This is a genomic window from Rhizobium sp. PAMB 3174, assembly GCF_052908375.1.
In genome coordinates this window covers 2,317,753-2,332,041 of the sequence record NZ_CM128608.1, presented here as the reverse complement: position 1 = coordinate 2,332,041, position 14,289 = coordinate 2,317,753, and the positions used below count along the sequence as shown (strand labels likewise).

The 14,289-nt window shown below is 57.1% G+C and carries 15 protein-coding genes, 1 tRNA gene, 1 pseudogene and 1 other annotated feature; of the genes and pseudogenes, 10 read left to right on the top strand and 7 right to left on the bottom strand.

Translation table 11 applies throughout. The features are described from left to right. Window positions 1-9 precede the first annotated feature (9 nt). Genes ACU5AY_RS11175 through ACU5AY_RS11160 form a run of 4 tightly spaced genes read right to left on the bottom strand, consistent with a single transcriptional unit; the run spans window position 10 to window position 3,671 of the window. Window positions 10-1,242: a glycosyltransferase gene (locus ACU5AY_RS11175; RefSeq protein ID WP_446826259.1), complete on the bottom strand. Its 1,233-nt coding sequence runs from the start codon at window positions 1,240-1,242 to the stop codon at window positions 10-12. Then, complete coding sequence (locus ACU5AY_RS11170) at window positions 1,239-2,012, bottom strand: class I SAM-dependent DNA methyltransferase (protein WP_446826258.1); 774 nt, start codon at window positions 2,010-2,012, stop codon at window positions 1,239-1,241. The genes ACU5AY_RS11175 and ACU5AY_RS11170 overlap by 4 nt, the downstream gene beginning before the upstream one ends. Then, window positions 2,009-3,118: a DegT/DnrJ/EryC1/StrS family aminotransferase gene (locus ACU5AY_RS11165; RefSeq protein WP_446826257.1), complete on the bottom strand. Its 1,110-nt coding sequence runs from the start codon at window positions 3,116-3,118 to the stop codon at window positions 2,009-2,011. The genes ACU5AY_RS11170 and ACU5AY_RS11165 overlap by 4 nt, the downstream gene beginning before the upstream one ends. A 13-nt stretch (window positions 3,119-3,131) precedes the next feature. Continuing rightward, entirely contained in the window at window positions 3,132-3,671 is a 540-nt protein-coding gene (locus tag ACU5AY_RS11160; protein WP_446826256.1) for a hypothetical protein, read from the bottom strand. Window positions 3,672-4,188: 517 nt separating this feature from the next. Between ACU5AY_RS11160 and ACU5AY_RS11155 the strand changes: the two genes are divergently transcribed. From ACU5AY_RS11155 to ACU5AY_RS11110, 10 genes and pseudogenes are all read left to right on the top strand, one after another. Further along, window positions 4,189-4,314, top strand: coding sequence for a hypothetical protein (locus tag ACU5AY_RS11155; RefSeq protein WP_446826255.1), 126 nt, complete (start codon window positions 4,189-4,191; stop codon window positions 4,312-4,314). A gap of 132 nt (window positions 4,315-4,446) precedes the next feature. Then, entirely contained in the window at window positions 4,447-5,442 is a 996-nt protein-coding gene (locus ACU5AY_RS11150; protein WP_446826254.1) for a hypothetical protein, read from the top strand. A gap of 3 nt (window positions 5,443-5,445) precedes the next feature. Beyond that, window positions 5,446-5,622, top strand: coding sequence for a hypothetical protein (locus tag ACU5AY_RS11145; protein WP_446826253.1), 177 nt, complete (start codon window positions 5,446-5,448; stop codon window positions 5,620-5,622). 126 nt (window positions 5,623-5,748) lie between these two features. Next, a complete protein-coding gene (locus tag ACU5AY_RS11140) occupies window positions 5,749-6,225 on the top strand; it encodes a hypothetical protein (RefSeq protein WP_446826252.1) in 477 nt (158 codons plus the stop codon). Beyond that, the gene (locus ACU5AY_RS11135; protein WP_446826251.1) at window positions 6,218-8,254 is read left to right on the top strand and encodes an AAA family ATPase; all 2,037 of its coding nucleotides are present in this window, start codon (window positions 6,218-6,220) and stop codon (window positions 8,252-8,254) included. Before ACU5AY_RS11140 ends, ACU5AY_RS11135 begins: the two co-directional genes overlap by 8 nt. After that, window positions 8,251-9,042 (top strand): ATP-dependent Zn protease, encoded by a 792-nt coding sequence (locus tag ACU5AY_RS11130; protein ID WP_446826250.1) that lies wholly within the window; start codon window positions 8,251-8,253, stop codon window positions 9,040-9,042. Before ACU5AY_RS11135 ends, ACU5AY_RS11130 begins: the two co-directional genes overlap by 4 nt. Before the next feature lie 273 nt (window positions 9,043-9,315). Further along, the gene (locus ACU5AY_RS11125) at window positions 9,316-9,525 is read left to right on the top strand and encodes a hypothetical protein (protein ID WP_446826249.1); all 210 of its coding nucleotides are present in this window, start codon (window positions 9,316-9,318) and stop codon (window positions 9,523-9,525) included. A gap of 48 nt (window positions 9,526-9,573) precedes the next feature. Next, window positions 9,574-10,140 (top strand): hypothetical protein, encoded by a 567-nt coding sequence (locus ACU5AY_RS11120; protein ID WP_446826248.1) that lies wholly within the window; start codon window positions 9,574-9,576, stop codon window positions 10,138-10,140. A gap of 177 nt (window positions 10,141-10,317) precedes the next feature. Next, window positions 10,318-10,653: a hypothetical protein gene (locus ACU5AY_RS11115; protein WP_446826247.1), complete on the top strand. Its 336-nt coding sequence runs from the start codon at window positions 10,318-10,320 to the stop codon at window positions 10,651-10,653. Between the two features lie 263 nt (window positions 10,654-10,916). Further along, window positions 10,917-12,091: pseudogene (locus tag ACU5AY_RS11110) on the top strand (IS3 family transposase). Next, window positions 11,144-11,260 (top strand) — a sequence feature (AL1L pseudoknot). Its footprint overlaps the pseudogene before it by 117 nt. 126 nt (window positions 12,092-12,217) lie before the next feature. Here ACU5AY_RS11110 and ACU5AY_RS11105 read toward each other — a convergent pair. The 3 genes from ACU5AY_RS11105 to ACU5AY_RS11095 form a co-directional block, all read right to left on the bottom strand. Continuing rightward, window positions 12,218-13,579, bottom strand: a complete 1,362-nt coding sequence (locus tag ACU5AY_RS11105; protein ID WP_446826246.1) for a hypothetical protein — start codon at window positions 13,577-13,579, stop codon at window positions 12,218-12,220. Continuing rightward, window positions 13,557-14,132 carry a DUF6538 domain-containing protein gene (locus ACU5AY_RS11100; RefSeq protein WP_446826245.1) on the bottom strand — a complete coding sequence of 192 codons (576 nt, stop codon included), beginning with the start codon at window positions 14,130-14,132 and terminating at the stop codon, window positions 13,557-13,559. The genes ACU5AY_RS11105 and ACU5AY_RS11100 overlap by 23 nt, the downstream gene beginning before the upstream one ends. Window positions 14,133-14,176: 44 nt before the next feature. Next, a tRNA-Ser gene (locus tag ACU5AY_RS11095) sits at window positions 14,177-14,267 on the bottom strand. Window positions 14,268-14,289: the final 22 nt, after the last annotated feature.

The following is a 14,289-nucleotide window of genomic DNA, read 5'->3' as shown; positions in this document are numbered from 1 at the left end:
TTTCCAATACTACTGTTTTATTAATGCGATTCGATTTCGAATTTTCAAAAGTGAAATGAGAAGTTTATCTTCAGATAAACTTCGAAGCATAGAGAAGTGCTCCAGGCGCTTTGCTCCCCTTTCCTTCCAGTCGTCAGGATTTTCGTCAGTAAGAACCGTGTTCATCGCGTCCGCGAGCGAATGCGCGTCATCCGGATCAAAAAGAATTGCCGCATCGCCTACGAAATCGACAAAGGTGTGCGGATAAAGCACCGGTTTGCCAAATATCCAGGCCTCCATTGGCGGAAGGTTTGATGGCCCGAAATACGTGGGCATTGCGAGTGCTACGGCAGCTTCATACAGCGCTGGCATGTCTTCCGTCGGAACAAATCCTATGAAGTAGGTTGTCTCGGCGACTCCCAATTCTGTGGCAAGCATCTCGATAGTGTTTCTATGGCCTTGATCGCTTCCCGCAAATACCAGATCGGGCGCGCTGCCCGTCCTTTGCTTGAGTTCCGCGGCTGCTTGGAGCAAACGGACATGGTTCTTGTGGTCCCAAAATTGAGCCGGATAGAAGAAGTATCCTGGCGACAGCCTATATCGATTCATCACGTCTTGGACTGCTAAAGGCGAAGCCTGCAGCTGTCGGTCTGTGAAGGCGGCAGGAGAAAACGGCATATCGAGAAAGCGGGTTCTCTGTACGCCATAGCGGTGACAAGCCAGCTCCGTCGTATGCCTGCTGTCAGTTATATTGAGGAACGCTCTCGGTATTGCACGCGAATAACGTGCTTCGCGTTTCGCAAATTCATCTCTCGCAGCAGCTTCCGGGAATTCTGGGTGTTCCAGGTGGCATAAATCCCAGATAGTAAATATGTAGGGTATTGTCTTGAGATCCAGCGCATATGCGCTAGGAGAGGTGAAGTACACCAGATCGACACCGCGAGTTTCCATTTCCAGATCGAAATCGAGTGTGGTTTCCAGGCGCTTCCCTCTTGGGGTAAACGCTCGCCGAACCCTACTGAACAGGCTTCGCCGCGGTTCGGCAAGATAGGTCACGGACAAGCCGTTTTCGGCTAATGATCGGATGTTGGATTTGATGTTCGTGAACAGTTCAACGTCAAAACTCTCTGGCGCGATGCGCAGTATCTGCTGCGCGGCCGTCAGCGCTTGGTTGAAGCCTCCACCGATTGTGATTCTCTTGTCGAGAATAACTGCCAGTTTGAAGCGGGTTGCCGAAACTGTTGGATATTCCACGGCAGTCACGATTTTTCTTTTTCCACCAGATAGTAAACGCTCCAAGTCCGCTCACTTGGGGCGTTTCTCGTCATCCACTCCCCGGTTTGCGTAAGGGTCAAACCTCCGTCACGAATGTACCGGTTAATCTCGTCTGGGAAAAAGTAGCGCATCGGATGCACTTCCTCGAAACTGGATATCGATCGCGTCAACTTGTCCTCGACAAAAAATGTGAATTTCACGTTCACGAGATGCTTGTCGGCGATATGCTGCGGTTCTGCAAGTCTCGTCACTTTGATGGCATCGTTTTCAGCCCGGCGCACCCGAACTTCCGGCTTCATGTTTTCAACCGCGGGGCCATGCCACAGATCGAAGAGCCCGACCGATCCAGCCCGCATGTGCCGACTTATGGTGCTGAAGGCTGCGGCAGCATCGTCGTCTTCCGTTTGATAGCTCAACACGTGAAATAGCGAAATGACCGCGTCAAAGTGCCGGTTCCCATTATATCGCCGAAGGTCGCCAAGAGCGAAGGATAGGTTGTTCGCGAATTCGCTGGCCTCCAAGCGTCGGTTCTCTGCTTCCGCGAGCATGCTGGAACTGAGTTCGATGCCTAGTACGTCAAAACTGTCACGGGCAAGCAGGAGGTCATGACGCCCTGTTCCACATCCGAGATTCAATATCGTTCGAATTGTGGGGGAATCCTCTCTAAGAAGGGCGGACACGAATCGAGTTTCGCTTTCATAGTCCTTCTCTGCATTTAGCAGATCGTAAATTTCGGCATAATTCGAGAATGCGGTCATGCTGCAAACGCTCGCAGTGCCTTTGCAACGGCGTCGATGTCGTCGTCTGACAGGCCAAGGCCACTCGGGAGATAGAAACCGTTCTCAGCAATATATTCCGCATTCGGATATCGCTCGCCAACAAAGAGCCCCATCTTCTCAAAGACGGGCTGCCGATGCATTGGCCAGAAAAACGGACGCGTTCCAATTTTTTGCTTCGCCAGTTCCGCGACGATTTCCGGTTTGCTCCGTCTTGCCGATGGTCGGACGACGAGGCCGAATACCCAATATATGTTATCGGCATAGTTCGTTGCGACCGGTGCGAAATCGAAGCAGTCGAGGTCTCCCAGCATCTCCTGGTAGCGAGCCCCGATCGCACGTTTTCGTAAGATGAAAGAATCCAGTTGTTCCAATTGCGCCAAGCCGACCGCCGCCTGCAGGTTGGACATCCTATAGTTCCAGCCCAATTCATGATGTACGAAACGCTGTTGCTCATTAAAGCAAAGATTTCTCAGCGAACGGCATCTCTCCAAAAGCACCGGGTCGTCCGCCATCACCATGCCACCTTCGCCCGTTGTGACATGCTTGTTTGGGTAGAAGCTGAATGTACTGATGTCCCCAAAGCTTCCGCACGGTTTGCCCTTGTATGTCTGACCATGCACTTCTGCTGCGTCCTCAATGATCTTCAAGCCGTACTCGAGGGCGAGTTTGAGGATCGGCTCCATGTCCACCGGGAGACCATATATGTGAACAACCATTATAGCCTTGGTGCGCGCTGTTATTTTTTCTCGAACCCCCTCTGCCGTCATATTCCAAGTGCCGGCGTCACAATCCACAACCACTGGGGTTGCGCCAGCCCGAATAATAGCACCTGCGCAGGAGATGATCGTGAATGTCGGCATGATGACTTCGTCACCCGGCCCAATCTCCAGCGCCTTCACAGCAACATCAAGTGCGCAGCTACCGTTTGCCACTGCGACGCCGTCGGCGCGACCGACTTTTTCGGCGAATAGCTGTTCGAATCTACGCACAAAAGGACCTTCAGATGAAATCCAGCCCGTTTCGATGCATTGCGCAAGGTATTTGGCTTCGTTTCCTTTAAGCAAGGGCGTGTTCACGGGGATCATTGGCTTACTTCTGTTATTTGTCGTCAATTGAAAAACATGACGCGCTTACGGGGCATATGCCGTCCTCAGAAATGCCCTCGAAGATGGTCTTGTCGTTATTGCCAGCATAGGGTCCTTGCTTGATTTCCAGCATTTCTACAGGCTCCAAGATCTTGAAAGCGTGCCCGCCCGCAGCCAGCATAAGTACATCACCGGGGCCAAGTTCCTCGGAGCCAAAATATTGCTGGTTAGGGCTGTAAAAGTCCACCCGGAGCCTTCCGCTCCGCAGCACCAGCACCTCCTGGGTAAAATGTACGGAGCGCGCATTCGTATTGTGATAGTGTGGTCGAATGTACTCACCTTTCGGCCTATTCATATATGCAAGCTGCTGTGAATATCCCTCGTCAGTCACGAATTTGACGCCTTCGGACCGGAATTTGCTGTAGACGATAATCGCAATCTCGATGTTGTCGAAGTGTATACGTTTTATCATTTTTCCAATCTCGATAGTGCGGCGCGGAATCTCGCGAACAGCATCAAGTGTTCGTAGGGGATAATCGCCGATGGTGCACAACGCGCATTCTGCCCCGCAGGGCATCGTCTCGGAATAAATCGAAAGACCTTCTGTGACAAGTGCTCCGAGTAAACCATCGGTGAGATGTAGAGCGTGGAACTGAGAGGTTTGGAGTAACTTGCTGAAATATTTGTGGGGGGGCGGACGATGCAGGTAGCGAAGTACGGAGCGTCAACCGCTAATTGCAGAATGACATCCGCGAACTCTATGCCCAAACCGGGAAGCATGATTGGTGCACCTCATGATTGCTCTTGAGCAAACAGCAAATGAGTGAGATGTCAATTCCTTCCTAATATTGGACGGGCCGCCCTCGAAAATGGTCACCATTTGTCGATGAGCCCGCCGTTAACCACGTACCGGCTATGTTCTCTTTTGGGCTCGAAAGGTCCTTGAGCCCGACCGCCGGTCCTGCCAGGATCATAGTGTTCCGGATGGTCCGGAACGAAAGCGGCCCTGGCCGGTGCTGGTAACACCGACAAGGGCCTGACCCTCAGCCTTCACGAAAAGGAATCGGGCTATGACGACAGTTATCCAATCCATCCCCATCGGGGAAGCTTTCCATCAGATCAATGATTCCATCGGCCGGACCTCGGCGTTTGGCTTCCGGCTGCGCGGCCGCCGTATGCCGCTCGCCGTCATCTGATCCATCGACCGACGCCGCCGATCCCATCTCATCCGCTGCCACCGTTGCTGCCTTGGCATTTCCGGCCGTGAGGACCGGTGCGCCTAGAGGTCGGATTGCATGTCGGTGTCCGAACATATCCCGGAGCTTTCCATGAACCTCATCACCAACACATCTCATACAGCGCTTGCTGCCGCCGACACTCCCATCTCCGCCGTATTCCCGAACAGCAGCTTCTTGCGTCCCTTCGGCTTTGGCTCCCGAGGGCTAACCGATCCCAAGACAGCCGTGTCGGCTGGTGTGACCTCTCCGGCGGGCTATCCGCACTCGGTGACCTACGCCGAAGTCGAGGACGATCTCGATCGTCTGATCGACAATGCCATCGCCACCATCATCGACGGCGAACCTGTCGAGGACGAAATCCTCGGTCACTATGTCCAGATCGCCTCGCTGGTGAGGGCCGTGTCCTTCTGGGAGGGTAAGTTGCTGGAGCAGGCAGTCGAGCGCCTGGCTAAGGCCAATCCGTCTATCACGGTTCTTTCGCAGTCTTTGCGCCTGCCTTTGGTCAAGGCGGCGATGGAGACCGTGACCGGCAACAACTGGTCGCGCCTTGATGGCATCACGATCGATTGCGAAGCGCCTGCGAAGGGGAGCTACTCGCCGGACCTCATCATCGTGAACCGGTCTCGCCATGTTGGCTACATTCTCGATCTGAAGCGCTCGCTCGCCAGCTATCTTGATACCGGCCGGCTGGACGAACTCAAAATCCGGATGATGGCGGTAGCGCTCATCCTGCCGGATTGGCTGTACAAGAACCACAAGCGAATGATGATCGACACCGTCGGCGTTGCGATCATCGACGGGGCCAGCCGGCCGAGCGACCATGGCAACGGCATCTGGGCGCTCGACGAGATCGACGACCTTTTGGAAATCGACTGCATGGCCGAACTCAGGTCACGCTTCGGGGTGCGTGTCCGCCAGGTTCTCGAAGCGGAAGCTCACAAGGCAATCCGCGCGGCCACTGGGCAGGTGCCGTACGTTTGCGCGGCCGCACTAGCGGTTCCGCCGCCAGTGCAGAGGTTGCGTATCGATCTCAACGGACCCAGCCGGACCTTCCACGAAGAGCAGGCTCGTCTTGAGGAGGAGTAAGCGTTGTGGTTCGATCAGGATGATCTGACCGGCTGGAATGACGATGGCGACGAGGAGGACACAGCCGGGACCGGACATCTCAACGACGTTGATCCCCTCGATGGCAGAGTGGAAGACGGCCCGCTTGTCCTGCCGTTCCGGATCAAGGTCGGCTTTGCGCGCGGCTCGCGGATACACTGACGCCTGAAGGCCGAAGCCACGGGCGCTAGCGTTAGCGCCAACGGCCTCCGGTCCCGCCAGTTCTTCATCCCCATTCCTCTTCTTTTGATGTCGCCCGGTTTGAGCCGGACCGGCCAAGGAGCCCTCATGTCTTCCAAACACATTTATTGCCACCCCACCTCCGGCTTCCGTTGTGATGACGTCCATCCCGGTTCAGATGTTTCCGGGCCGTCCAATGTCGACCTCGAAGCTGCAGGCGATCCCGCAACGCTGATCGGGCTTGCGCTGGCCTTCGCTCGACAGGGGGCACTCTTTAACGGCGAAGTACCGCCGCTCATTCTCAAGCGGCTGGCGCTTCATGTCGAACTGGGCAATCCGGCTTGCCGCATGGTTCTCGATTGGCTTGAGCGTGGTCGCCGGATGGAGCAGGTCACCATTCCGGAGACGCAAGTTAGCCGCCGCCGTAGATCGGCGCACGATCGCGTCATGCAGGCGCTGGCGTCGGTTCCGGAGCCCGATCCCGAAGAACGTCCGTTGCGCCGTTCGCGCATACGTCGCGAGCGTTTCCCGGAAATTATTTCCGCGACAGCCCGCAAAGCTGCAGGGAAGACGTCCCATGGATAAGGTCGGCCGTTTCTTCATGCGACGCCTGCAGCAGGACACCCGCCGCAAGACCCGGCGCGCCGCTCTGGCAAATGGTCTCCTGATGCTCAAGATCGTCGAGTGGAATGGGAGCTTGGTGCGGCACTATGCGCCCGCCTTCGACACCTCGCGGCTGACCATGAACCTGGAAGATGATGTCGTGTGGCTACGCAAGCAATTCGGTTCATACCTGCAAGGATCGAGGGAGGTCGTATCCCCCAAACCTTCGGCGGTCGGATTTGGTGACGCCGCGATGCAAGGCCGATTTAGTGCGGGTCGCCTGTATGGTCTTGGCCGTAGCCACCCCGAAACGGTGGATAGCGCAGTCAAAGATGAGGACTGGCACCGGTCTTATGCGGTGCGTCTCGTCGGCGAAGCTGGTGCATCGCCGCTGGTCAGCCATATGATCACGGCGCTCATGCTGGCGCGGGCGATGCGGGACAGATGCCTGGCCCTGCGTGACGCGATGCGCTTGCTGCGATCCCCGGCACCGTTTGTCGCCATTCAATCCGAGATCGATGGCGTCGAGGACCAGATTGTCCGCTTGATAGAGGAGACCGGCATTGCCGGGGGTAACGGCTGGAACTTTGCTAATGGTGGCATGGGCCATGACCGCGGTGAATACTATCCTGACGAAGACAAGGAAGGCCGCCGCGCCGTTCACTACGACAGTCACGGTCTGTCGCGGATCACATCCGAGTCCATGCGCCGCCGTCTGGTCAACACTCTGTCGCGCGACATGCCGATCCTTGCGACCTCGGACCGGCCGGATAAGCTGCCGGATATGATCATGCTCACCTCCGACTTGAACCTGTTCATCCGCCGCATTGACCGGACGCTGATCGAAGACATCGTGACGGTGATCTATGGAGAGGTGGGCCGGGCGGTATTTGCCAAACTGCCGGAAAAACTCGCTGTCTGGACTTTGACGTTTGACGATCTTCTGCTGGCCTTCCGTCCTGGACGGCGAGCGACAGCGGCGTTGAATGTTCTGTCGGCGCTGGCTGCGCGCAATGCGGAAGATGAGGGTGACGGCGACAACAATGACAGCGGTCCGGACGGTGAGTTCGATTTTGATCTCGCCGCCGCATCCTCTGGCACGATGCGAGAAGCCGCCAACAGCTCCTCAGCAAAGGTTAAGACCTCGTCTTCTAAGCCAAAGGGCGATGACAAGAAATCGGCTGGACGAGACTGGCGGAGGGACAAGCCGTCCGGCGCGGAGGTCATTCAGCCGGAAGAGATCGGACCGGCGTCATTAGGCGCAGCATCCGAAAGCGTCCGGCCACCGCTTTCCGTCGAAACCCTCTCTGGCTACGGCTCAGCTCGTGACTGGGCGCTCGGCCTGAAGGCCGACCTGACCGATTATCTGGCCGGTGGACTGGCATGGGCCGATATGAGCACAAAGCTGCTGCTTTCCGGTCCTCCGGGAACGGGCAAGACGACCTTCGCAAGGGCGCTTTGCAACACACTGCAGATCCCCTTGGTGGTGACATCCGTATCGACATGGCTGGAAGGCGGCCATCTCGATGATGTGATCCGCAGAATGGCCAAGACGTTTGAAGAGGCGAAGGCGTTGTCTCCAAGCATTCTCTTCGTCGATGAGATCGACGGCATCGGCAAGCGTCGACCCGCCGAACGAGAATATGCTGACTACTGGAACGCTGTGGTCAACAAGGCGCTGGAACTTCTGGCCGGTGCTGTAAAGGCCGAAGGCGTCATTGTCGTTGGAGCGACCAATCTTCCGCATCAGATCGACGAGGCACTACGCCGTGCCGGCAGGCTGGAGACCCATATTGAACTCCCGCGTCCAGACATCGAAACGCTTGCCGGCATCTGGGCGCATCACCTCGGAGGCGATCTCGCTCGCCTGCTGGCGGAAGATGCCGAGCATCGCGAAAATGCTCCGGTCGATGGGACGGCCAGGCCGGAGGCCGACATCAACGCCGGTGACGGCGACATCAAACGATCCAAAACGGCATCCGGAAACAATGCACGGAGGATCGGACAGTGACAAGCGCGCTCAACAAGACCATTGAGTCGACGACAGCGGCTCTGCTGGTGGCAAACGGCCAAGCCCACAACTCGGTTCTGAAGCGGCTGGCGACGAGGGCAATGGGCATGACCGGTGCGGACGTCGAACGCGTCGTCCGCGAGGCCCGGCTAAAAGCCCGACGCGAAAAGCGCGCCGTTTCCATTGCCGATCTCGAGATCAGCCTGCGGCTGTCACGCCCGCCGCAATCGCCTGAGCTCCTCCGCCTGCATGCGGTTCATGAAGAAGGCCATGCGCTCGTCCATCATGTCCTGCAAATCGGTCCTATCCTTGGCGTGACAATCGACTCCAGCAGCGGGGCCTTTGGCAATCTTGGCTTCCGGGCAGATCGGGCGCATTCGCTCTCCATGGCCGACGACACCATCGCGATGTTGATGGCCGGCCGGGCCGCCGAGATCATCGTCTTCGGCAAGCCGGGGGCTGGAGCCGGAGGGACCAACGACTGCGATCTCGCCCGTGCCACCAATCTAGCCGTGTCTATTGAGCGGACATGGGGCCTTGGCGAAGACCTGCCACTGCTCTACCGGCCGTCGAAGGACAACACAGTTGTCCTCGATCATGACCGGGGACTTGCAATCCGCATTCATGCCAGGCTGGAGCAGGCGCAGGAAAGGGCAGGTGAGATCATCTCTCGCCATCGCGCCACTCTCGACGCACTGGCTGCGGCGCTGGTCGAGGCCCAGGCGCTGGAAGGCGCTGACGTCGTGCGGATTTTGGAAGAAGCCGGAGCCGGCCCCGAACACCGCTGAAATCGGAATGACGTGGGACAACATTGTCTCACGTCATCTCAACGTGCCCGCAAGTCAAAACAAATTGCGATCATTCGATTCCGAACTCTGCGCCGGTGATTCAAGATTCCGGAAATCCGATTCCTTCGCAATCGTCATTGCCGCCGTTTCCATGGACCAGGAGGATTAACTGACATCCGCGCATCCCGTTCACCAAGGCTTAACGTGCGGCCAATACGACTTCCGTTTCTGAAATCCTTACCCGCCCCTTCCCATCAACTGCAAGGAACCCCCATGTTCGACTACAGCGCCTTTGGCATTCCCTCTCACAAGGCAATGCAGTTGGAGATCCTAGCGGAGCAAATCGCCGGTCTCGATCGTGAAAAGCCCGAAAGCTTCATCGATCTCGGTGAGCTCCTTGAGGCGGCCGAAAATGAAGCCGGCGAAGCGGCCTTGCAGCCTTGGGCTGAGCAGCGTTGCGGCCTTGATTGGTCAGAGTGCTAGGCAGTAATGTCGGCCTCGGCATGGCTCCGTCCGCGCCGAAGCCGCCTCGTGAAACTCGGCGCTACCAAGGATGTGGTGATTGCCCTCAGCAATGGGACGGACGAAGACATCGAACTCGGCGTCAATACCATACAGACCTATGCGACGGTATCCACGAATGTGCTTGATGCGCTCCTTGGCCATGCTGATCCTGTTGCTGGCGATCCTGTCACCCACCCCCTATTGCGGCGAAGCATGACGGCTCTGGAAGATTTGGCCGCGCTCAAAGTTCGAAATGGCATAGCTCTTTTCAGCGATACGGTCGCCACGATGATTGCTTTGATCGATGAGTTGGAGGTCCACGCCGACGACGCAGGCGAAGCCCAGGAAATCCGTAGAAAGCTGACCATTGCCGCCGAGGAGGCGCAGGCCCAATTCGAGAGCATAGCCCTGCTTCCCTTCCGTAGCTCGACCGTTCCGGATCTCGTTCAACCGTCATGGCCGCCGGCCGGTTCCGCATGGCAGCCATGGTGGGAGACTTTCTCGGCGCTGATCTTCTCAGAGCACTTGCTCGAGGTCGATGGCCTGCTCGCGGAAGCCCGTTCGGTTCTAGAAAGCGTTCTCGCCCTCGACTGATTGCGGCGGCCCAACGGTTTGCTTTGACGCGCGGGCACATTGAAACGACCTGTATCAATGTCTGGGTGACTTAAGACAAATTGCGAACATCCGATTCCAATCTCAACATTGCTGATTCAGAGGCAAGGGCTATCTGGCAGTAAGAGCCGGTGGCGGCGATCGGAAAGGGGGATGCATATGGCAAGGCAGCCGGACGATACGCGGCTCGACAAACAGCGCGAGCGGCAGAGGGAACTGCGGCGCAAGCAGAAGCAGGAGAAGCGCCCCAGCCGGGACGACGTCGCCCGCATAGCACTCTTCTGGCTGGTCCGCGGGGCGATCGAGAAGAACCAGCTTAAGGAGCTGGAGAAGTTCCGCGATCGAATGGTGATGATGTTGGTGGAACAAGGGTTTGATGAGAAGGCGTGCGATGAGGTCCTCGATGATCTCTTTCGCAAGTACCGGAGCGGTGGCTCGCCCTTCCGAAGGAAGGCCCATCTGCTTTTTTCAGACGATGGCGACGACCTGGGCTGAGCCGGTTTCCGATTGCTTGCAATTTGGTTGTCATCTGCAGGAACTCTGTCACCCTATCGCAAACGTAGTTTGCCTGGAATTCGTTTTCTCCTCTCATTACTCCATAAAACGACGTTTGATTCCGAATCAGATTTCTATAGCCGCTTTACATCAGTATGAACCGCACCGGGTTTGCCGGAGGCTCCAACTTCTGAGAAAGTGGAGCCATTATGAGCAAGACAACGAACAAGTTTTTACCTTAAGTCCGTCAACGTGCCATTCGTATGGTGCTGGATCACGAAGCCGAGCACCCTTCGCGGTGGGCTGCCGTTTCATCTATTGCGGCCAAGATCGGCTGCTCACCCGCCACGCTGCATGAATGGGTGAAGAAGACCGAGGTCGACACCGGCAAACGAGCAGGCCTGCCGAGTGACGTGGCCGAGAAGATGAAGGCTCTGGAGCGTGAGAACCGCGAGCTTCGTTAAGCCAACGAGATATTGCGCAAGGCGTCTGCTTATTTCGCCCAGGCGGAGCTCGACCGCCCCTTCAAGCGATGATCTCGTTCATCGACGAACACCGTGGCGTGTTCGGGGTCGAGCCGATCTGCAACCTACTGCCGATTGCCCCATCAACCTATTACGAGAACGTCGCCAAGCGACTGTACGTGGATCGCCTGTCGATCCGTGCCCGCAGCGATATCAGCCTGAAGATCGAGATACGTCGTGTCTTCGAGCAGAACTTCCGCGTCTATGGCGTTCGCAAGGTCTGGCGGCAATTGAAGCGTGAAGGCTTCGATGTCGCCCGCTGCACGGTCGCCAGACTTATGAGGTCGATGAGCCTGCAGGGGATCATTCGAGGAAAGCCGGTCCGCACGACATTCCCGGACAAGACGGCTCCGAGCCCGCTTGACCGCGTGAACCGCCAGTTCAAAGCCCCTGCACCAAACAGGCTGTGGGTTTCGGATTTTACCTATGTCGCCAATTGGCAGGACTTCGTCTACGTGGCCTTCGTGATCGACGTCTTCGCCCGCCGCATTGTCGGATGGCGGGCGAGCCGCACGGCACATGCAGGCTTTGTCCTCGATGCCCTCGAGCAGGCTCTTCATGATCGGCGTCCCGCTCATGGCGGCGGCCTCGTGCATCACCCGGATCGCGGTGTTCAATACGTGTCCATTCGCTATTCCGAGCGGTTGGCAGAAGCAGGTATCGAGCCAACTGTCGGAAGCGTCGGCGACAGCTACGACAACGCCCTCGCAGAAACGATCAACGGTCTTTACAAGGCCGAGGTCATTCATCGGCGTGGACCATGGAGGAGCTTCGAAGCGGTCGAGTTCGCTACCTTGGAATGGGTAGACTGGTTCAACCACCGACGGCTTTTGGAGCCCATCGGCAATATACCGCCAGCCGAAGCCGAGGATCAGTATTACGCCATGTTGGACGAAGCAGCCATGGCTGCGTAACTTAAACGAAATGGCCTCCGGCAAACCCGGTGCGGTTCAGTACGGACGCAGAAAGCCGTCCGAGGCTTCGAACCAAGACCTGATGTGCAGAGGCTTTCCGCCCGCACGAAGAAACTTGGGAAAGTCCTAACGCTTCCTCTTTCGCGGTTGCCGGCCCATGGTTCGCTTGTTCCTGGCCAACTTTCCGAAGTTCAGGCCTTGAAAGACCGAAAAGTCGATGTCCGGATTAAGCGGCAGGCGTGCAAGATCCCGCGACCTTGCTTCGTTGAGCGACTTCGTTCCATATTTCATGTGTACATCGCCGCTGAGCTCATGGCCAACCTGGAGCTTGCGGACGCGTTCATCGATCTTTGCGTCCAGCATCTCATCGATGTGCCCACCACGAAGGGAATGGAAGACTTCTCTCCGGTCGCCGGCGACGCCGGCCTTGGCAAATAGGCGTTGCATGTAGGAGGAGCCGCTCTTGCTGGGATCCTTGAGCCTCATAAGACCGGGGATGAGGAACTTGTCACCTTGGCTGACCGCCCAATCGATGAAACCGATGTCCTTGAAGAAGTCATGCAGAACGAAGAAGCCGGTACTGGCGTTAGTTTTGTAGGGCACCCGTTTGAATGTGCCATTCACTTCGGTGATGCCAGCCGTTTGCGCTACCCAAACACCCGGATATTTCTCCCGGAAGTCGTTGCCGATGAGATGGATGAGCAGGCCCAGACGCCGGCCGGTGAGATGGCCGAGCAGGGGAAGCATGAAGTTTTCCATGATCCCGGTTTCGACCCCGAGCTGGAAGATTTTGCTGATCTTCTCGGCGCTGAGTGGTTCCGCCGAAACCGGAGGCGCGGCTGTGTCCGGATAATCGATTCGTGCTCCCCCGAACGGATCGCGATAAGAATATTTGGTCATCGCTGACCGAAGCGCTGCGGCGACGACGGCTACATAGCCGTTCTTCAGCGTGTTAAGGGCCATTGGCTTCAGGTGAAGATCCTTGTTGCGTTCAAGGACGTCGAAAGCCGTTTCACCGGGACGGCGTGCATTCTTATTTGCCGGCCAGCATTGCATCTTCGTGACGAATGCCTGCAGATCCGCGCTCGTATAGGTATCCACCGGATGGTCACCGATAATTTCGATAAAGACCTCGAGCCGAGTGCGTGCAATGCGGACATCCTTATTTTCCGCGCCCTTCTTCCTGGCGCGCTTTTCCATGTAGTCAGCGGCAATGCGGCTGAAACGCGGCTTTCTCGATTTGCGGCGTTTGACGTAGCGCCGGTCGAGCAGGAAGTCTGGAATTCTGTTGCCAAATTCGTCGTACTGGTCTTCTTCCTCCTCATCATCATCGTCGAGGGGCAGGTAAGGGATGTCAGCCGCGGCGGCTGCACTGGCCGTCTTCGGAAGTTGGTAGGCGGATACTGGAGAGGGTGAACCCAGACGAGGTCCCGTGGGCGGTGTCAGCTTGCGAAGCGCCTGCGCCTTAAGATAGTCGGCATTCGACATGATCAGTTCGTTGTATGGCCGCCCCTTTTTCAGCGCCTCCATTTCGCGCGAGAGAAGGGCCAGTTCGCGGATCCCCTGGGTCTTTTTTTCGTTCCTCGGCGGTCGGCTCGGGAGCCTCATGCTCCGCGATCATCAGGTGTGCCTTGAGGTAGCCTGTCATTTCAGCCGCTGACCGGGTGAGGCTTTCATTGCAGAAGGTATCGTCACCAGCTTCGGCTTCGCCGCCTTTACCGTTGTCAGCCATATTTTTCCGCCTCACCTTATCGAACAGGAGTCGCGCTTCTGCCGCCATCAGGTCCGCGAGCCTTCGGGCCTGCCGGTATTGTCTGGCTCCGAGGCTGATGCGGATGACAGGGCGATCGGCGATGATCTCTTTCGGCACCTTAATCTGAAAAAGATAAACGGACCCTGACCGGACCATGTATCGGCCCGGCGAGGCCTGCTTGCGGCGCGTGCTCTTGTGTTCTCGGCGGCGGGCTGGTTTGGCTGACGCGGCACCTGAAGGTGTACTTCGCGCGATACCTGCATGGATTCTCTCCTTGTCATGCGTCAACAAAGTTGGCATTTTTCCAAGAAAACCAATGCTTTAAAGTAAGATGGCGGAGAGGATGGGATTCGAACCCACGATACGCTTTTGACGTATACTCCCTTAGCAGGGGAGCGCCTTCGACCACTCGGCCACCTCTCCGGTGAGGGCGGTGATATTGGTG